The sequence below is a fragment of the Gilliamella sp. W8128 genome (assembly GCF_016100545.1).
In the GTDB taxonomy this organism is placed as follows: domain Bacteria; phylum Pseudomonadota; class Gammaproteobacteria; order Enterobacterales; family Orbaceae; genus Gilliamella; species Gilliamella apis.
Genome location: NZ_JACFSE010000001.1, coordinates 256887 through 277475, shown reverse-complemented (window position 1 = coordinate 277475; position 20589 = coordinate 256887). Strand labels below are relative to the sequence as shown.

Sequence of the window (20589 nt, the reverse complement as noted above, 5' to 3'; positions counted from 1 at the left end):
TAAAAAAGTTTCTTAAATAATGATTTTTAATCGTGTTATCAATTAAGCGTATACTTAAATTTGAAAGGATAGAGTCATGCATCAAACAGCAGATATACAACAAGCAGTAAACTATATTCAACAACAAACAGATAAAAAACCTACAATTGGAATTATACTTGGATCTGGTTTAGGCCCTTTTGCCGATACTCTTGAAGATGCAGTACATATTCCTTATGACAATATCCCTCATTTTGCCAAATCTGCTGCTGTCGGTCATGCTAATGAATTAGTTATTGGTAACTGTGGCGATAAAACCGTTGTTGCCATGAAAGGGCGTTTTCATTACTACGAAGGCTTTTCATTGGATCAAGTTACCTTCCCTGTTCGGGTAATGAAAATGCTTGGCGTAGAAAAACTTATCATTACCAATGCCTGTGGTGCGGTTAATACCAGCTTTAAACCGGGTGATTTAATGATAATTACAGATCACATTAATTTAACCGCTAATAACCCATTAATGGGGCCGAATAATCCTGAATTAGGTGTACGTTTTCTTGATGTAAGCGAAGTATATAATAAACAATTACGCGCAACAGTTAGCGAAGTTGCTAAAGAACTTAATATCACGTTACAACAAGGTGTTTATGCATGGTGGACTGGCCCGACTTATGAAACGCCAGCAGAAATTAGAATGATCAGAGTATTAGGTGCTGATGCTGTTGGTATGTCAACCGTACCAGAAGCAATTATTGCTCATCATTCAGGTATTAAAACCATCGGAATCTCATGTTTAACCAATATGGCTTGTGGCATTTTAGATCAACCTTTAGGTCATGAAGAAGTTATTGAAACCGCTGAACGAGTTAAATCAACTTTCTTACAATTGATTACTAAAACAATTGCTCGTTTTTAGTTTTTAATAGGTAATTCTAAAAAGTAATTTTTTATAATTTTATATTAGCAGTTCACTTTATTTTGGATATAAATAATGAACATAAAACATAGATTACAAGTCATGATGTTTTTCCAATATTTTATTTGGGGAAGCTGGTTAACAACTTTTGGTATTTATTTGATCAATACGTTGAATTTTTCTGGTTATGACGTTGGTTTGGTTTACAGTACTAAAGGCTTTGCTGCATTAATTATGCCATTTATTATTGGTATTATTGCCGATAAATTTATTCCACCTAAATACTTATTTATGCTTTGTCATACTATTTGTGCTATTGCATTATTTTATGCAGCCTCAGTAACAACACCCAATCAACTGTATTGGGTGATGCTGGTTAATGCAATGGCTTTTATGCCAACTATAGCATTATCTAATTCATTAAGTTATCACTGTTTAGATAAAAGTAATTTAGACACTGTTACGGTTTTCCCAAAAATCCGTGTTTTTGGAACTGTAGGTTTTATTATCGCAATGTGGACCATCAGTTTACTAAAATTCGATATAAGCAATGCCCAACTCTATATTGCTTGTGCGGCCTCCGTTATTCTGGTGATCTATAGTGCGACATTACCCAATATTGGAATCACCAAAAACCAACAACAATCATGGATTTCACGTTTAGGTTTAGATGCATTTGTGTTATTTAAAAAACCAGTAATGTTGATATTTTTTCTGTTTTCGATGTTGTTAGGCGCTATATTACAAATTACTAATACCTTTGGTGGTGCGTTTTTAAAAGATTTTGGCAGAATTGCCGAATTTCAAGACAGCATAATTGTTCAACATCCAGCGATATTATTATCTGTATCGCAAATGGCTGAAGTTGCTTTTATTTTGACTATTCCGTATTTTCTTAACAAATTTGGCATAAAGAAAGTCATAATGATCAGCTTAATTGCCTGGACACTTAGATTTGGCTTCTTTGCCTATGGTGATCCAACACCATTTGGTTTTGTATTATTGATGCTATCAATGATTGTATATGGTTGTGCATTTGACTTCTTTAATATCTCAGGCTCCATCTTTATTGAAAAAGAAGTTAATGCTAATATACGTGCTAGTGCCCAAGGGTTATTTATGACCATGGTTAATGGTATCGGTGCGATTATAGGTTCATTTATTAGTGGTATTGTGGTTGATATCAATACACATGATGGATTAAAAGATTGGCACTCAATATGGTTAAGTTTTGCTGCTTACGCATTAGTTTTAGGTATAGTATTTTATTTTACCTTTAATTATGATCAACATAAAACCGAATCTGCGAAGTAATAACTTATCAATATAAATAAGGGATAACTCATCCCTTATTTATCCTCTGTTTTTTTGAGTATTCCCATACCGTAAAAATAGTGACATAAAGCCACAAGATATTTCTTGTTGGTTATAATTTTTATGTGCCAATAATTGACGACACATATAGTTTTAAAAATAATGAGATTTAGTTATGAAAGAAAAATTTTTAGGTGGTTTATTAGTTTTTTTAGGCGCTTGTAGCTTCGGCGTTCTCTCTTCTATTGTCAAGACCGCTTATAAATCAGGTTATACACTTGGCCAAGTGACTGGAGTTCAATGTTTCTTAGGTATGCTGATATTATGGGGGATCCATTTTATAGTAAAAGCTACCAATAAACATAAAGTAACGAATAAACACAAAAAAAGCTCAACTAAAAAATGGCATGTATGTGCCGTTGGTATATTTCCTGGTTTAGTTGGGATTTGTTATTATCAATGCGTGCAATTGGTTCCAGCATCTATTGCTATTATTTTGCTTATGCAATATTTATGGATAAGTGTAATTATTGATTTTGTTATTTTTAAAAATAAACCAACGCCTATTCAGTTAGTGACAATCATTACAATTATCATTGGTAGTTGTTTAGCCGCAGGTATATTCAATCAAACTATTAAGTTGAATTTAACGGGTTGTTTATTTGGCTTTTTAGCTGCTTTAATGTATTCGCTTTTTATTACCACTAGTAGCAATATTGGTAACGAATTACCAAAATTAGAAAAAAGTGCACTCATGATAACCGGAGCTTGTATTGTCACCTTTATTATTTTTCCACCACTATTTTTCTTTGAATTAAATATTGATGATAAAATTTACCAATTAGGTTTCTTACTGGCATTATTAGGTACTGTCTTACCACCTTTTTTATTCTCGGTAGGTATTCCAAAAATTGGCATCTCATTAAGTGCTATTTTATCAGCGGCAGAACTTCCCGTTGCGGTAACATGCTCTTATTTCTATTTGAGAGAATCGGTATATTTAAACCAATGGATTGGGGTGATCATTATTTTGTTGGCAATTGCCTTACCTAATTTAAAACACCTGAAAAAATAATAATCCTGCAATGTATTAAGTGTAGTAATAAAATTACTGCACTTAATTGTCTTTATCATAATTACTCTTGTACATGGCTTTTAAGCCATTGTACAAAAACATCTATTTTAGGATTATATCTTTCATGTGAGCGGCAAATATAATAACGCTGTGCACATGGTGCTTCCATATCTAAAAAAGGGGCTATCAGCTGACCCGATTCAAGATATTTTTTGATAGTCTGCTTTCTACCAATGGCAATTCCGGCATTATTGATTGCAGCAGCAATGACATGGTCTGAACGATCGAATAACAAATTTTGCATTTTAATAAAATCAAAAGATAACGAAAAGTAATTTGCCCATGTGCACCATTCATCAAAACTAAAATCTAGCATATCACCTGAATTATAATGTAATAAAATACATTTTTTTAAATTTTCGATATTGCAAAGTAGATTAAATTGCTTAGCATAATCAGGGGTACATACCGGAATAAGTGTTTCACTAATTAAATGTTCACAATTTAATTCATCATAATGCAAAGAATCATAATAGATTGCTAAATCAACTGGATATTGGTTGAAATTAATAGGTGTATTTCCTGATATCATATTCAAATTGATATGCGGATAAGATTCTGTAAATTGCGATACTTTAGGGATCAAATATTCTTGAATAAAAGAGGGACAGGAGTAGATCGTGATAGCGCCGGTAACATCCTTATTTTTAATATCGACAATTTCTTGATTTAAAATACTTAATGATTTTTTAACCACAGCAAATAAATTCTTACCATCATTGGTCAAAGTTATTCTTCGGTGAAATCGGTTAAATAATTTAAAGTTGAGTTCTTCTTCAAGTTTATTAATTTGATGACTCACAGCACTAGGACTAATACAGAGTTCTTCAGCGGCAGAAGCAAAAGATAAATGGCGAGCGGCAGACTCAAACGTATGTAACTTCGATAATTGATAACGATTAATAAAACGGCTACTATTTGATACTTTATCTTCACTATTCATTTGCAGTGATCCCAAAGAACACTATAAAAGATCATTCGACTAATCTAATCTATTACCGTTCGGAAAGCCACTATTTTTTATCAGGTTAATGTGACGTCTATGTTGCAACAATTTAGCTCATGCAAAGTTAACAATAGATCATTTGTCAAATACTAGACAAAAAAAACAAAAAATACTAGTATTTATTACTGTAAAAAGTGTAGTATTAGCTAAGGCATTAGAGAAAAGTAATCTATATTTTTTATAAGTTTTAATATCTATAAAATAAAGTCTTTACCGTGGTTGATATAATTTGTTATTTAGTACATTTAGTAAAATGACACAAATGAAGTAATGTTATCTGTAGGTATTGAAAAGTTTATTGATCGTCTCAATATCATAATTGATATTCTAAATTAAGAATGATTAGCGTTGCTTTGATAAGAATAAGTTGTTTTTCAAAAGATATTTTTAGTAGCGTAATAACATAAAATTAAGTCCGAAATGATAATTTAATAAAGTCTATCCTTTTTTTAGTGAACGTTTTCCAGAAGATTTGATACTTCTAAAATGGACTTATATCAACCAATGATTGGCATTCGAGGTATCAATATATCTCAAATCTAAATCATCATCCTAAGACATGCAGTTTATTATTATAGATTAATAACTTAATAAACAAGCATATTAAGATTTCTCTAATTTATCTTGAACCAATTAATAAAAGCTACATAGTTATTACTATATATATTATAGATATAGTAAATATTAACCAAAGCTATGTATTTTAATAATATTTAGATAACAGGAGGCACAGCAAAATAGTAGGTTTAAAACAAGCTATTAAATAGCATGTTAGTCTTATTTATATCGTAACAAGATGATTTTTTCTTAAATCATTGGTTTTAATAGTCAGTAGTAAATAGCAGTATAGTAACAGTCTTAGTTGTTTTGTATGTGTAAACATAAAGTTAAACAGATATGCCTTGACAATAATGAGTATTAACACTGTTTTATTGTCAAATTTATTGTTCTATTTTTACCCTGAATTAAAAGGAAGTTACAGAATGAAGACATATAAAAAACCATTATTTACCTTAGTGCATAGCAATGATGCTATACCTGAGCATAAAACCTTAGCGTATCTTGACCCAACATTAAATGATTATACAGATCATATTGATGAAATTATTGGTTTACGTATTAAGGAATTGAAACTTCACCATTCTGAATATAGGGAATATCATGATGATAAACAAAATAATAAGTCAGGTTTTTCTTTTATTTTTCAAGAAATATTTGAATCAGAACATCATAAAAAACAAATTGGTATGTTGAAAGATGAGCTCTTAATTGCCAAAGAATCAAATAGAGTAAAGAAATTGCTGAATGATCGTTTAAAGGAATTTGCCAAGTTTTACCCTGAAATACAATTTAACTTGAATAATGTTCAATCTCTACCAACCAGATTTAAAGATTACCTTTTCGCTCCACCCTTAGTCTTAACTGAAGATAATACTATTATGCTTTGGGATGACTAAAAAAAACTTAACAATAATTAATAAGGCAAAATCTACAGTATAGACATACTGTAGATTTTTAATTTAGATCTTCTAAATAATGTTAACTATTAAATGCACTTTCACCATGACTATTGATATCAAGTCCTTCACGTTCATGCTCTTCAGATACCCGTAAACCAACACTAAAATCAGCAATTTTATACGCAATATAAGCAATGATTGCCGTCCAAATTACACAAGTGATAACACTCATTAACTGTATACCCACTTGACTTGTCATAGTGATGCCATCGGCATAACCTGTTCCACCTAATGACTCAGAAGCAAAGACCCCAGTTAATAGACAACCAACAATACCACATACACCATGTACACCAAATACATCACAGGTATCATCAACTTTTAAAATCCTTTTTAAAGATGAAACTCCCCAAACTCCAGCTACCCCACAAATAAGACCGATTAACATTGCTCCACCGACACCAACAAATCCTGCTGCTGGAGTGATACCCACTAATCCAGCAATCACGCCTGATGCTGCGCCCAAACATGATGGTTTACCACGTAATATCCATTCGGCAAATGACCACGCCAAAACAGCGGCAGCAGTTGCGGCAACGGTATTAATAAAAGCTAAACCAGCAATTTCATCTGCATGTGTTGACGATCCGGCATTGAAACCAAACCAACCGATATATAATATGGCTGCACCTAAATAAACATAAGGTAAGTTAAACGGTTTTAATGGTTCTCGATTGTAACCAATACGATTTTTAAGCATATAAGCACCGAGTAAACCAGCAACAGCAGCATTAATATGTACCACAGTACCACCAGCAAAATCCAATGCACCTTCATCACCAAGAATTCCACCGCCCCAAACCATATGCGCCATCGGAATATATGAGAAAGTGAACCATAACACCATAAAGATAAGAACTGCTGAAAAACGAATTCTTTCTGCAAAAGCCCCCAAGATTAAACAGCAAGTGATGCAAGCAAAAGAACCTTGAAATGCAATCCAAATCATTTCATAGATCGAACCAGAAACATCAGTAATACCGACATTAACCAATAAAAAATGGTCAAAATTACCAAAAAACCAGTTACCTTCACCAAAGGCTAAAGAGTAGCCATAAGCTATCCATAACACCGCAATTAACGAAAATGTCACTAATACTTGCGATAACATGGATAAAACGTTTTTAGATCTTAATAAGCCACCGTAAAAAAGTGCAATACCTGGTACTGACATAAATAAAACTAATGCGGTACAAATCATCATAAAACCATTATCAGCTTTATCTGCAACTACTATTTCATCGGCAAACACTGGACTAGCTAAAGCCAATCCGCAACAGAGAATAAATTTTTTCAACATAATGATATCCTTATTGATAATTACAGTGCTGATTCATCGGTTTCACCGGTACGAATACGAACGACATGTTCTAGCGGAGTAACAAAAATTTTCCCATCCCCTATTTTTCCCGTATAAGCCGCTTTAGTAATGGTACTAATTACCTCATCAAGCAAATCATCACTAATTGCGAGCTCAATTTTAACTTTAGGTAGAAAGTTGACATTATATTCTGCCCCACGGTACAGCTCGGCATGACCTTTTTGTCGCCCAAATCCCTTAACCTCCGTTACGGTTAAACCAGTAATTCCAATATTGGATAGTGATTCTCTGACCTCTTCTAATTTGAAAGGTTTTATAACTACGGTGACAAATTTCATCCATTACTCCTTATTACTATTAATGTTATTTAAGTTAATGCAAGGAACATGCCAAAATTAGTATAGAATGATTAACCATTGAAATATTTGCTATTTTTAAAACTGATTGGTAATTATTGTTAAGTAAAAAATTTTGAGGAAAGGGGTTTTTAAAGATAAAAATAAGCTTTCTAGCGCACCAATTTGGTGCTTATGCCTATTTTTGGTGCCGATAGATATTAATAATCAGAATGTTACCATTAGTTTGCGATATTCGTCATAAGCAAAATGATCAGTCATACCACTAATATAGTCTTGAATTAACCGGCAACGATAATAGAATTCCCAACATTTAAAGCTAGAATGCTCTTTGTTCAATAATGCAATAGCTTGTTGATAAGCGACACAATGTTTTGCCGATAATTTATGATATAACCTTGTTTCGATAGGATAGTTTTTATGATTACTTGTTTTGGCTAAGTTAATAAAATCATCTGTTGCCATATTTAGCAGTGGACTATAAATATCTAATAAACCAGTGATTATTCGATAACCCTGTAATTCAATATTTTCAACCATCTCATGATTAAAGATATGTTCAAATCCAACTGTTTTAAATATATTCAGTAATTTATATTCAGCTTCATGATCTTCAAGTAAAGCGTGATTAAATGAACCATGATAGATTGTTTCAATATTTTCAATGAATCGTTCTGCCGCATGAGGTACCAATTTAGCAATAGTATTTACCCGTAAATACATAAAGAATTGGTCAATGCCTATCGCTTCAAATTCATTTTTTTTCAAATTGTCATAAGGTTTATTAACAACTTCATCAAATAAATCACCTTTTTTAACAGGTCCCCATGCTTCTTTTAAATAGTGGTAAAGCTGTTGTACCGTTAATATTTTCTTTTCTACTGCATCTTCCAGATCGGCAATACAGTAGGAAATATCATCAGCCGCTTCCATAATATAAGTAAGTGGATAGCGATGAAATGGTTGAATATCCAGTTGCTGTGATAATTCATTAACAAAAGATTCTTCAGACAGATAATATCCAGGTTTTTTCATTAAATAACTGAATTCATCTGGAATATCATCAGACCAATAAGCTGGCTTAGAATATTTTAGAATTGAAGCGATTTGTGAATAAGTTAAGTTAAGTCGTAGAATAGTATGCACCAATCGAATTGCTTGAGCATTACCTTCAAAGTTTGCAAGATCTTGGCGAATTTTTAATTTTAATGATTTGAGTGATTGTGCATCGGTCTCATTAATATTAAGTATTGGATAGCTTGAATCTTTATCAATCCCCAAACGCGCAGTAAACCACTGATTGATCGCTGCTTCACCAAAATGGCCGAATGGTGGATTACCAATATCATGCATTAAACAAGCCATTTCAACTAAGCTTTCTACCGACATGACTGATTTATCTAGGCCAAACGTCTTTAATTTTCCAGAGAGACTAAGACGATTAACAATCTCCTTGACGATATAACGACCAACTTGTTGTACTTCCATTGAATGAGTAAGCCGAGTTCGCACAACAGAATTACGCTCTAAAGGAAATACTTGTGTTTTTTGCTGTAAACGCCGTATCGCTGCTGAATTAAGAATGCGCCCCCGATCACTTTCAAAAAAACGCAAGACAGAATATTCATCAGATGCTTGACGTTGTTTACTAGCATATCGTTGATAATTAATTTTTTTATTAAAATCGATCATATCGCAACCCGCGGTTCAATCAGCTACAGTTTCTGTTTTGCCCACTTGATTGGTGAACCATATTCTGCTGGTAACATAGAAGCAAGTTGATTTAAAGCGTCGATCAATTTTTGACGATGTTGATGGCTTAAATTGATATGACCAACTTTACGCCCTACTCTTACTTCTTTTTCATACCAATGCAAATGAACTAAATCTACCGCTAACCAATTAATGTTGAATTCGGTACCAATTAAATTCACCATCACTGATGGACAAAAAACATCTGGCTTAGGTAACGGTAAATCTAAAATAGCCCGTAAATGTAATTCAAACTGACTAATAGAAGCACCGTTTTGCGTCCAATGACCACTATTATGTACCCTTGGAGCCAATTCGTTAATTAATAAGCTATCACCAATGACAAAACATTCCATTGCCATAACGCCGATATAATTAAGCTTATGCATAATCTTTGCTAGCATCTGCTCAGCGCTTGCCTGTAATGTCTCATTTTCACATGGGATAGCAACACTCATTTTTAATATGCCATCTTGATGCAAATTATTAGTCAAAGGATAAAAAACTGTTTCCCCTTTTGCATTTCGAGCCCCAACCAGCGACAGCTCTTTTTCAAAAGGAATCGCTTGTTCAACAATAGCATTTTCATAAACGTCATTTGGCACAGTGATGTCATCATCGACAGAAAGTCGCCATTGCCCACGACCATCATAACCACCGGTTCGACGCTTAACAATTAGTAAATCACCTAATTTTTCATAAAAATTCGGCCAATCATGCTGATTATTAACAGCAAACCATTTAGCTGTTGGTAAGTTCAGTTCATCAAGTAACTGTTTTTGAGTTAAACGGTCAGCAATAATAGGAAATACATCTCGATTAACAAACTGAGGATGACTAGCTAAAATTTGCGTAAATTGGGTTTCAGGCCAACGTTCAATTTCAGCAGTAACAACAGAATCTTGATAAGGGATCGATGCAGGTTCAACATCTAGTCCTACAGGATAAACATGAATACCTAATGGTTCACCTGCCTGTCGAAGCATACGCCCTAACTGGCCATTCCCTAACACACAAACAGATCGAATTGTCATATTATATCGCTACTCTCGGATCAGGATTACTTAAAACTTCATCAGTTTGACTTAATCGCCAATTCGATAAACGTTGATAAATTTCTTGGTTATGTAATGCTAGAATTTGCGCAGCTAATAAGGCTGCGTTTGTGGCTCCAGCTTTACCAATAGCTAAAGTTCCTACAGGAATGCCTTTTGGCATTTGTACAATAGAATAAAGACTATCCACACCACTTAATGCAGCACTTTGAACTGGCACACCTAAAACAGGAACTAAGGTTTTTGCCGCTAACATACCAGGTAGATGAGCTGCACCACCAGCACCAGCTATGATGACATCAAAACCTTTTGTTTTAGCATGTTCAGCAAATTCGAATAATTTATCTGGAGTACGGTGAGCAGAAACAATTTCAATATGATAAGTAATGGCTAAAGTATCTAAAATATCAGCAGCATGCTGCATAGTAGCCCAATCACTTTTCGAACCCATCACAATGGCAATTTTTGGTTGAGTATGCATAGATGATTATAAGGAGATGTAAATATTAAGTGTCGAAAGTATACACTAAAATTTGATAAATGGGATAGCAAGAAGTATGACTTCTTATCAATAAGTTAAACTGTATATTCGGACAATTTAAGCTAATATATAAATAAAACAGTTAATCTCATAATATAACGTTATTAAATCCGCCAATATATGGCGGATAATCATATAAATTTATGGATTAACGGCTGCAACGATTTTAATTTCAACCAAATACTCTTTTTTCATTAATCCTGCCTGAACAGTACAACGAACTGGAGCTTTCCCTTTTGCTACCCATTCATCCCACGCTTTATTCATGGCAGGGAAATCACTTTTATTTACCAAAAAAAGGGTCGCATCTAAAATACGACTTTTATCACTATTTGCTCTTGCTAAAATTTTATCTATTTCAGCTAAGGCACTTTGGGTTTGCGTATAAGCATCATCACGTAAATCTGTTGGCACACTTGTATAATAGATCACATTATTATGGATCACCGCTTCCGACCATCTATCTTCGGGATCTATACGAGTAATTGTCATTATATTTTCCTTAAAAACTTTTTATTAAGATACTTTGATGAAATCAGCTCGTAATTTTTTGATCTCATCACGTAAAACACCTGCTTTTTCAAATTCTAGATTTTGGGCAGCTTCATACATCATGGCTTCAAGTTCTTTGACTCTTGCTTGAACTTCTTTGACCGAAACATAATTATACTGTCCACCAGGTTCAAAAGCTTGTACTTTAGCCGTAGCTTTTTTCGTGCTTAAACCAGCATCTAAAACATCCTTAATTTCTTTACGTACTGATTTTGGCGTAATACCATGAGCTTCATTAAAATCTTCCTGTTTTTTACGACGGCGCGCTGTTTCATCGATCGTTTTCTGCATAGCAGGTGTGATTTTGTCGGCGTATAAAATCGCTTTACCATTCACGTTTCGAGCTGCACGACCAACCGTTTGGATTAATGAACTTTCTGAACGCAAAAAACCTTCGCGATCAGCATCTAAAATTGCAATTAATGATACTTCGGGGATATCTAATCCTTCTCGTAATAAGTTGATACCGACTAACACATCAACCTTACCAAGACGAAGATCGCGTATAATTTCCATTCTTTCAACAGTATTAATATCCGAATGCAAATATTTAACATTAACATTATGTTCAGATAAATAATCAGTTAAGTTTTCAGCCATACGTTTAGTTAAAGTAGTGACTAATACTCGCTCATCTTGATTTATTCTCACTTTAATTTCAGATAATAGATCATCAACTTGAGTAGCAACCGGTCTAACTTCAATAATCGGATCTAATAAACCTGTAGGTCTAACAACCTGCTCGATAATTTCTCCACTCGATTTTTCAATTTCATATTTAGCTGGTGTTGCTGAAACATAAATTGTTTGTGGCATTATGTTTTCAAATTCTGAAAATTTTAGCGGTCGATTATCTAATGCTGATGGTAAACGAAAACCGTATTCAACTAAATTAAGTTTCCGTGATCTATCACCATTATACATCGCCCCCAATTGCGGAATTGCCACATGAGATTCATCAATAAATAATAAGCCGTCAGCCGGCAAATAATCAAATAATGTTGCGGGTGGATCTCCTGCTTTACGTTGAGCCAAATATCGGGAATAATTTTCGATTCCAGAACAGTAACCAAGTTCAGTCATCATCTCTATATCAAATAGCGTCCGCTGAGTTAATCGTTGTTCTTCTAAAAGTCGATTATTATCCAACAAAACTTTTTGGCGTTCTTGAAGCTCTTGCTTTATTTCAGCAATCGCATTATCCATAATATTTCTTGGGGTTACATAGTGCGTTTTGGGATAAATAGTAATACGAGGTACTTCATTAATCGCATTACCAGTTAATGGATCAAACATAACTATCCGTTCAACTTCGTCATCAAAAAGCTCAACACGTACAGCTAGTTCATCAGAATCAGCAGGAAATATATCAATAACATCACCTCGTACCCGAAACGTACCACGACTAAAACCAATTTCATTACGGGTATATTGTAATTCAGCTAAACGCGTTAAGATTGAACGCTGATCAGTGATGGTACCTCTTGCCAAATGTAAAATCATGGACATATAAGTTTCAGGCGCGCCTAATCCATATATAGCAGACACTGAAGCCACAATCACTACATCACGGCGTTCTAATAACGATTTAGTAGCCGATAAACGCATTTGCTCGATATGCTCGTTAATTGAGGCATCTTTCTCAATAAATGTGTCTGTAGAAGGCACATATGATTCTGGTTGATAATAATCATAATAAGACACAAAATATTCAACAGCATTATCTGGAAAGAATGCTTTCATTTCACCATATAACTGCGCCGCCAAAGTTTTATTAGGTGCTAAAATAATAGTTGGACGATTATGCTTGGCAATGACATTGGCCATAGTAAATGTTTTACCTGAACCTGTAACACCTAATAATGTTTGATGCGCAATCCCATCATCAAGATTTTGATTTATCCGATCAATTGCCGCTGGCTGATCGCCAGCAGGTTTAAAATCAGAACATAATTTAAATTTTCTCATTACTCGCAACCTAAAATTTTACCTATTAATAAAAATTATCCCCAAAAAACACTTGACCTTTAGAAATGTTATATTTTTTGTTCAGTTAAGCTAAAAGAATGTAAAGCCGCCTTAACAAACAACCCTTGATTTATGATAACCAATTGATATATATAAATATTCAAAATCATGATTAAGTTGTAATCAAATCAAATAAAAACCTGATGAACATTGAGGTTAACACACTTTTCAATCAACTATTCACAGACTTATCCACAGGCATAGGGGATAACTTGCTAAGTATAATCAATATAAACTTTTTTCCAAATTTTGACTAAATTTTGAGCTATTTAAAAAACTTTTTTTATTGATTATTCCTATTTTTAAAACTTAATTTAATAGCTTTTATCTAAACTATTTTTTAATACCTTCTATTTTATATTGATAGCCAACAGTCTCATTAGGCACAAAAGTTAATCGATGAGTGATGCATTTTGGCGCATCTTCTACATGATGCGAAACAAACAATAATTGTGTATTACCTTTATCAATTAAATTATCAATCCAATTTTTGACCAATTCACGATTCAAATAATCAAGTCCCTGTAATGGTTCGTCTAGAATCAGTAGCGTTGGGTGTTTAACTAAAGCCCTAGCAATTAGGACTAAACGTTGCTGCCCCCATGAAAGTGATTGAAATGGTTTCTCAGCTAATTCGGTTAAATCTAATAATTGCAACCACTGTTTAACTAATTTTAATTGTTTATCACTAGCTGTTTGATATACGCCAATTGAATCAAAGTAACCTGATATCAATACATTTTCTACACTCAAGCTAACTCGATAATCAAGATGAAAACTACTACTGACGTAACCAATATGGCGTTTAATGTCCCATATTGTTTCACCAGAGCCTCGCTTATGTCCAAATAGTGTCAAATCGTTACTATATCCCTGAGGATGATCACCCGTTATTAGACTCAATAATGTCGATTTTCCTGCCCCATTTGGCCCAACTATTTGCCAATTTTCATTAGCTTTTACTAACCAATTTAATCCATTAATAATTGCTTTACCATCATATTGAACATAACCATTATTTAAAATAATCCGATCTAAATCGTTGGGTAATGGAACAGAAACTTCATCAGGCTCTGGTAAAGTAAAATTAGATAAATGTTCTAAATTAGTAAGTTGTTTCACCGCTACGTCATTTAATATGGTGTCTTTTGTACCATATTTCAATAGCTGACAATTAGCCAGTAATCCAATATATTTAACAAATGGCGGAATCTCATTAAAACGATTTAATACCATTACAATAGTAATATTTTGTTTTGATAGTTGGCTGAGTGTTTCAGCTAAATTAGCTCGAGATGCAACATCTAAACCATCAAATGGCTCATCTAAAATTAATAGTTCAGGTTTACTCATTAATGTGCGACAAATTAAGGTTTTACGAGTTTCTCCGGTGGAAAGATATTTAAAACGACGATTTAAAAGATCTGCTATACCAAATTGTAATGCTAAATTTTCACAAAGCGCTTGGTCTTGATTATACTCTTGAATAATCTCTGCCGTAGTTAATCCAGTATCATCTTCTTTATCACTTAGCATGTCAGTATTATTTCGTTTCCATTCATCATCGATTATTTTTTGTAAGTGCTCAAAGGAGATGTGCGCGATAGATTTAAAATGATTAATTACTTTCCCTGATAATACTGTTTGATCACCAGCTAACGCTTTAGCTAATACTGACTTACCCGATCCATTTCGGCCGACAAAAGCAACAATATCGCCAGCATTAATCGTCAAAGACTCGATAGTAAAAACACGGAAATCACTAATTTTATATATAGTATTTTCAATTTGTAACATAAATACCTCAAATGACTAAACTAATGTAGCAATGATAATATGTTGAGGATCGATAGATATGGTTGTTTGCTGACCTTCAATTAACTTTACATGATTAACTTCACTGGTTAACTTGCTTGCGTAAAGTATCATACCTGATGGCAGTGAAAATGAAATTTCAGATAACTGACCATCAGTGACTATTTTTTCAACTTGAACCGTTAATTGATTTTCATTTAAATTATTCAATTCAATCAAAGGCGCTTTAATAAGTAAAAGCACGGTTTTATTAACATCTATTTTTAAACGTTCAATACTTTGCTGAGTTATATAAGCTTTTAGTTCCGTTTGATTATCATTTAATTTAATCTTTACAAATCCGGCAATATTATTGGTTTCAATACTTGCAACACTACCATAAATTTGATTACGAGCACTGGTTTGCAATGATAATCTAGCTGTGATTTTTAAAATATCATCCAGCGCAATATTGTCATCATTTAAAATATTAAATGCATTATATTGTAGCTGAGTTAATAGATCGTAAAGTTGTATAAATCTTACAGCGTAAGCACTAAGTTTGGTACCTCCACCATTTTTTCCTCCTGTAGCGGTAATCAAAAAAGGGGTTGGAGCCAACTTATTGATTTCATTAATCGCATCCCATGCAGTTTTATAACTTATACCGATTTGTTTGGCCGCTTGACTTAATGAGCCTGTTTGCTCTATCGCTTTTAGTAGGGCAATTCGCCGTGGATCAGTAAATAATTGCTGATTTAAGTTTAAAGTTAATAAAATTTCTGCTGACAACATTACTTCGTGCCTTATTAGATTAAATAAACCATTATTAATGGTAAAGTTATTCTATTGTAGACGTTTTTTATTTTCCACCAAAAATTGTAATCATATCTCTTTATGAACAATAAAATTTCGCTAACAAGTAAAGATTAATTGTACATTATCGATAAAGTTTGATAGCATCGTTATGCATTATTTTATATAACGAAAATAAGGGATAATATGAAAAAAATCACTGGATTAATAATAATATTAACAGCTTTATTTTTGAGTTTATCTGCAACAGCCAGTCAAAAAATCACAGTATTTGCCGCAGCATCGCTGACTAATGCAATGCAAGATATCGCAACTAGTTATAAAAAAGAGCATAAAGATACCGAAATCGTATTTTCCTTTGCTTCTTCTTCTGTATTAGCTAAACAAATTGAACAAGGTGCTCCAGCAGATATATTTATGTCAGCAGATCAAAAATGGATGAATTATCTTATTGAACATAAAATTACAACAGAAAAACAAAATTTGTTAAAAAACGGCTTAGTTTTAATAGCGCCAAAACAATCTAAATTAGACAAAGTAGATATCAATACAGAGACTAATTGGCAAACAATTTTACCCAAAGGCGAAAGATTAGCCGTAGGTGATCCTGACCATGTCCCTGCCGGACTTTACGCTAAAGAGTCTTTAACTAATTTAGGCGTATTTGATAAATTGTTACCACAAATGGCTCCAGCAAGTAATGTTCGTGATGCGTTAATGTTAGTTGAACGCAATGAAGCTGCATTAGGGATTGTGTATAGCACTGATGCAAAAGTAAGTGATAAAGTGAAGATCGTTGGTAGTTTTCCTGCCGATACATTCAAAGCTATTGAATATCCAATAACATTATTGAAACCTGAAGCGAAAGATTTTTATCAATATTTAAATTCACCAACAGCACAAAATATTTTCCAAAAATATGGTTTTTTAATTAATTAGTATTTTGAAAAGATGATATTAACTGAATTTGAATGGCAAACATTGCTGCTAAGCTTAAAAATAGCTGGAGCAGCAATAATCTTTAGCCTACCACTAGGGATATTAACTGCTTGGATTTTAGCAAGATGTCAATTCATAGGTAAATCATTGTTTGATAGTATTGTTCATCTTCCATTAGTTTTACCGCCTGTTGTTTTAGGCTATCTACTACTTTTAACGATGGGACGTCATGGTATTATTGGCGAATGGTTAAATAACTATTTCCATCTCAGTTTCAGTTTTAATTGGCAAGGTGCTGCCTTAGCCTCTGCTGTGGTGGCATTCCCTCTTATGGTCAGATCGATTCGATTAGCGATTGAATCAATTGATTCAAGATTAGAAAAAGTCGCAAGAACCCTCGGTGCTAAACCATTTCGTGTTTTTATGACCATTACATTACCATTAGCATTTCCAGGCATTTTAATGGGAACCGTACTTGGTTTCGCGCGTTGTTTAGGTGAATTTGGAGCAACAATTACCTTCGTTTCAAATATTCAAGGTGAAACCCGTACTATTCCTTTAGCTATGTATACTTTATTACAGATTCCTGATGGCGAATCCGGTGCATTACGGCTTTGCATTGTTTCGATACTATTATCATTAATTGCTTTATTTTTATCAGAAATGCTTAATCGTTGGCATAAAAAGAAGTTAACAGGATAGTTCGTCATGTTAAATATCAATGTGAGCAAAAAACTCGCCTCGTTTGTTTTCCAGTTTAAACATGAAATTCACTGTCATGGCGTGACGGCAATTTTAGGTGTCTCCGGTTCAGGAAAATCAACTCTGATTAACCTTATTAATGGTTTGATTAAACCAGATATCGGTTATATTAAACTAAATCAAACTACTTTGGTTGATACTGAAAAAGGAATTTTTACTCCACCAGAAAAAAGACAAATTGGTACTGTTTTTCAAGATGCATTGCTTTTTCCCCATTATAAAGTAATAAAAAACTTAACTTATGGTGCAAAATCATTGAATACAGAAAAATTTGACGAAATAGTTTCGGTGCTCAATATTGATTCACTTCTCAATCGTTATCCAGCAATGTTATCGGGTGGTGAGAAACAACGTGTTGCCATTGGTCGAGCGCTATTAGCAGAACCAAAATTATTACTAATGGATGAACCACTCTCAGCTTTAGATATGCCCCGTAAAAAAGAGCTATTAAGCTATATTGATAAACTAGTAAATGATCTAAATATCCCTATTGTTTATGTAACGCACAATATCAATGAAGTTAAACGCATTGCACAACAAGTAGCAGTTTTAGAGCAAGGGAAATTACAAGTCTATGGTGATACTGAACAAATTCTACAAAGTGATTATTTGAAAGAGTGGTTATAAAGTTCTAAAGTGGTGCTATTTTTTTCTTGTTTTATATATGAAATGCCATCATGCCAAGCTCCTAACACAATTCTAGTTGCTGGCTCGCCATTAATATAAAGATGATGTGTAGCAGGTTTATGAGTGTGTCCATGGACCATAATACTAGCGTTATTGGCAATCATCATATCAATGACAGCTTTTGGATTTACATCCATAATAGTTTCAGATTTGATTTGATTATGCTGGCTGCTCTCTTTACGTAATTTGGTGGCAATTTTTAAACGTATTTTTAATGGTAGTAATAGAAATATTTTTTGTAGCCATTTTTTATGCATGATTTTGCGGAATTTTTGATATTGAGGATCATCAATACAAAGCAAATCACCATGCAAAAATACAATATTTTTATTTTGATTCAACAAACAATTAATATCGCCTAGCAAAGTCATTTCACAGCGTTTAGCGTAATGCTTACCAATTAAAAAATCACGGTTGCCATGTACAAAGAATTTTTTAATATGGCGTGACGAGAGCTCTTTTAAGGCATCAGCGATTTGATTGTGTAGTATTGACTGTACATCATCACCTACCCAATAATCGAACAAATCACCAAGTATATAAAGCTCACATTGATTAGGTAATTGTTTAAGAAAAGATAAAAAACCTGCTGTTATATCAAAATGATCTACAGCAGGCTGATTGTCTGCAAGATGAATATCTGCAATAAAAAAGCGAACCGGATTATTCAACCATTACACTCTTAATTATGATATCTTCTACAGGAACATCAGAATGCATGCCACTACGGCCAGTTTTAACCGCTTTAATCTTATCAACCACATCCATACCATCGACAACTTCGGCAAAAACACAATAACCATAACCATTGATATCTGATGAGCGATAATTTAAATAATCATTATCAACGACATTGATGAAAAATTGCGCTGTTGCAGAATGAGGATCACTGGTACGCGCCATGGCTAATGTACCACGATTATTTTTTAAACCATTATCAGCTTCGTTCTTAATCGGTGCTTTAGTTTTTTTCTGTTTCATACCTGGTTCAAAACCACCACCTTGAATCATAAAATTATTAATGACACGATGGAAAATGGTGTTGTTATAAAAACCTTCTTGGCAATATTCAACAAAATTTTTAACTGTTTCTGGAGCTTTGTCTTCAAAAGTATTAATCTTAATATCGCCTAATGAAGTATGAAATATAATCATAAAATGTTCCTTAATTTCATTCTATTACGTAAAAATTGTTAAAAAGGTGAGCAATATATTTTAATATGCTTACTCACTAAATCTTTCACATGCATCTAATGTATTACTCATTAACATTGCTACCGTCATCGGCCCAACACCACCAGGTACCGGTGTAATCCAGCCGGCTCGTTGGCTAGCAACATCAAATTCCACATCACCAACTAATTTCCCATCAGGCAAACGGTTAATACCAACATCAATCACTATAGCACCCGGTTTTATCCATTCACCTTTGACATAATTAGGTATACCGACACCAGCCACAACAATATCTGCATTACTGACATGCTTTGCTACATCCACTGTTCGACTATGGGTGATTGTGGTTGTGCATCCTAAAAGTAATAGCTCTAATGCCATAGGACGACCAACAATACTCGACGCCCCAACAACTGTTGCATTTAACCCCGATAAATTAATACCGGTTGATTCCAACATTTTAACGACACCATATGGTGTACATGGTCGTAGTATTGGATCACGTTGTAATAAATGACCAATATTATAAGGATGAAAACCATCGACATCCTTACGAGGATCGATACGCTCTAGCACTTTAGTTTTATCAATATTATCCGGTAAAGGCAATTGAACTAAGATACCGTGAATATCGGAGCGTTGGTTCAATTCATCAATTAATGCTAATAATTCATCAGTGGTTGACGCTTGAAAATCATAAGCAAAAGAAGCAAAACCAACATCATCACAAGCTTTTTGTTTATTTTTTACATAAATCTTCGAGGCCGGATCCGAACCAACTTGTATAACAGCCAAACCGGGAACAGATAAACCTTGTTCAGTACGTTTTTTTACTTTTTGAGCAATTTCATTGCGTATTTGCAATGCTAACGCTTTGCCATCAATTATATTCGCTGTCATAAGCTGATTACTTCTTTTACCTGATGATTGTAGATAAGAT

At 33.6% G+C, this 20589-nt stretch carries 20 protein-coding genes; 7 read left to right on the top strand and 13 right to left on the bottom strand.

Translation table 11 applies throughout. The features are described 5' to 3' along the window. The first annotated feature begins 76 nt into the window (after window positions 1–76). The 3 genes from H3U97_RS01270 to H3U97_RS01260 all read left to right on the top strand — a co-directional run bounded on the left by H3U97_RS01270 (window position 77) and on the right by H3U97_RS01260 (window position 3284). Window positions 77–895, top strand: coding sequence for a purine-nucleoside phosphorylase (locus H3U97_RS01270; protein WP_086365465.1), 819 nt, complete (start codon window positions 77–79; stop codon window positions 893–895). Window positions 896–970: 75 nt separating this feature from the next. Continuing rightward, window positions 971–2209: a nucleoside permease gene (locus tag H3U97_RS01265; protein WP_198197681.1), complete on the top strand. Its 1239-nt coding sequence runs from the start codon at window positions 971–973 to the stop codon at window positions 2207–2209. A gap of 175 nt (window positions 2210–2384) precedes the next feature. Beyond that, window positions 2385–3284 carry a DMT family transporter gene (locus H3U97_RS01260; protein WP_198197679.1) on the top strand — a complete coding sequence of 300 codons (900 nt, stop codon included), beginning with the start codon at window positions 2385–2387 and terminating at the stop codon, window positions 3282–3284. Between the two features lie 61 nt (window positions 3285–3345). Here the strand turns inward: H3U97_RS01260 and dsdC are convergent, their stop codons facing one another. Then, on the bottom strand, window positions 3346–4287 hold the full coding sequence (dsdC, locus tag H3U97_RS01255; protein ID WP_065651816.1) for a DNA-binding transcriptional regulator DsdC: 942 nt from the start codon (window positions 4285–4287) through the stop codon (window positions 3346–3348). Window positions 4288–5333: 1046 nt separating this feature from the next. On the opposite strand from dsdC, the gene H3U97_RS01250 reads away from it, so the two are divergent. Continuing rightward, complete coding sequence (locus H3U97_RS01250) at window positions 5334–5807, top strand: hypothetical protein (RefSeq protein ID WP_065579292.1); 474 nt, start codon at window positions 5334–5336, stop codon at window positions 5805–5807. Between the two features lie 82 nt (window positions 5808–5889). Here H3U97_RS01250 and amtB read toward each other — a convergent pair whose 3' ends face one another. From amtB to H3U97_RS01205, 9 genes are all read right to left on the bottom strand, one after another. After that, window positions 5890–7170 (bottom strand): ammonium transporter AmtB, encoded by a 1281-nt coding sequence (gene amtB, locus H3U97_RS01245; RefSeq protein WP_065651815.1) that lies wholly within the window; start codon window positions 7168–7170, stop codon window positions 5890–5892. Window positions 7171–7190: 20 nt separating this feature from the next. Beyond that, window positions 7191–7529 carry a P-II family nitrogen regulator gene (gene glnK / locus H3U97_RS01240; RefSeq protein ID WP_110453216.1) on the bottom strand — a complete coding sequence of 113 codons (339 nt, stop codon included), beginning with the start codon at window positions 7527–7529 and terminating at the stop codon, window positions 7191–7193. Window positions 7530–7754: 225 nt separating this feature from the next. Further along, entirely contained in the window at window positions 7755–9239 is a 1485-nt protein-coding gene (dgt, locus tag H3U97_RS01235) for a dGTPase (RefSeq protein WP_198197678.1), read from the bottom strand. Between the two features lie 23 nt (window positions 9240–9262). After that, window positions 9263–10327, bottom strand: a complete 1065-nt coding sequence (purK, locus tag H3U97_RS01230; RefSeq protein WP_198197761.1) for a 5-(carboxyamino)imidazole ribonucleotide synthase — start codon at window positions 10325–10327, stop codon at window positions 9263–9265. A gap of 7 nt (window positions 10328–10334) precedes the next feature. Next, window positions 10335–10835, bottom strand: a complete 501-nt coding sequence (purE, locus tag H3U97_RS01225; RefSeq protein ID WP_198197675.1) for a 5-(carboxyamino)imidazole ribonucleotide mutase — start codon at window positions 10833–10835, stop codon at window positions 10335–10337. A gap of 201 nt (window positions 10836–11036) precedes the next feature. After that, window positions 11037–11387 (bottom strand): RidA family protein, encoded by a 351-nt coding sequence (locus H3U97_RS01220; RefSeq protein ID WP_065613362.1) that lies wholly within the window; start codon window positions 11385–11387, stop codon window positions 11037–11039. 24 nt (window positions 11388–11411) lie between these two features. Beyond that, window positions 11412–13415 carry an excinuclease ABC subunit UvrB gene (uvrB, locus tag H3U97_RS01215; protein ID WP_198197673.1) on the bottom strand — a complete coding sequence of 668 codons (2004 nt, stop codon included), beginning with the start codon at window positions 13413–13415 and terminating at the stop codon, window positions 11412–11414. A 393-nt stretch (window positions 13416–13808) separates the two neighbouring features. Beyond that, window positions 13809–15272, bottom strand: coding sequence for a molybdate ABC transporter ATP-binding protein ModF (gene modF / locus H3U97_RS01210; protein ID WP_198197672.1), 1464 nt, complete (start codon window positions 15270–15272; stop codon window positions 13809–13811). Window positions 15273–15287: 15 nt separating this feature from the next. Further along, window positions 15288–16064 carry a TOBE domain-containing protein gene (locus tag H3U97_RS01205; RefSeq protein WP_198197670.1) on the bottom strand — a complete coding sequence of 259 codons (777 nt, stop codon included), beginning with the start codon at window positions 16062–16064 and terminating at the stop codon, window positions 15288–15290. A 207-nt stretch (window positions 16065–16271) separates the two neighbouring features. Here H3U97_RS01205 and modA point away from each other — a divergent pair, with 207 nt between their 5' ends. Genes modA through modC form a run of 3 tightly spaced genes read left to right on the top strand, consistent with a single transcriptional unit; the run spans window position 16272 to window position 18413 of the window. Further along, window positions 16272–17024: a molybdate ABC transporter substrate-binding protein gene (modA, locus tag H3U97_RS01200; RefSeq protein ID WP_198197668.1), complete on the top strand. Its 753-nt coding sequence runs from the start codon at window positions 16272–16274 to the stop codon at window positions 17022–17024. A gap of 12 nt (window positions 17025–17036) precedes the next feature. Continuing rightward, the gene (modB, locus tag H3U97_RS01195; protein WP_065613372.1) at window positions 17037–17726 is read left to right on the top strand and encodes a molybdate ABC transporter permease subunit; all 690 of its coding nucleotides are present in this window, start codon (window positions 17037–17039) and stop codon (window positions 17724–17726) included. Between the two features lie 6 nt (window positions 17727–17732). Continuing rightward, window positions 17733–18413 (top strand): molybdenum ABC transporter ATP-binding protein, encoded by a 681-nt coding sequence (modC, locus tag H3U97_RS01190; RefSeq protein WP_198197666.1) that lies wholly within the window; start codon window positions 17733–17735, stop codon window positions 18411–18413. On the opposite strand, the gene H3U97_RS01185 is transcribed toward modC, so the two are convergent. The 3 genes from H3U97_RS01185 to folD form a co-directional block, all read right to left on the bottom strand. After that, window positions 18392–19144, bottom strand: a complete 753-nt coding sequence (locus H3U97_RS01185; RefSeq protein ID WP_110453209.1) for a UDP-2,3-diacylglucosamine diphosphatase — start codon at window positions 19142–19144, stop codon at window positions 18392–18394. The two genes, modC and H3U97_RS01185, sit on opposite strands and share 22 nt — an antisense overlap. Further along, window positions 19137–19628 (bottom strand): peptidylprolyl isomerase B, encoded by a 492-nt coding sequence (ppiB, locus tag H3U97_RS01180; RefSeq protein WP_198197664.1) that lies wholly within the window; start codon window positions 19626–19628, stop codon window positions 19137–19139. Before ppiB ends, H3U97_RS01185 begins: the two co-directional genes overlap by 8 nt. A 69-nt stretch (window positions 19629–19697) precedes the next feature. After that, a complete protein-coding gene (gene folD / locus H3U97_RS01175) occupies window positions 19698–20549 on the bottom strand; it encodes a bifunctional methylenetetrahydrofolate dehydrogenase/methenyltetrahydrofolate cyclohydrolase FolD (protein WP_086360404.1) in 852 nt (283 codons plus the stop codon). Window positions 20550–20589 lie beyond the last annotated feature (40 nt).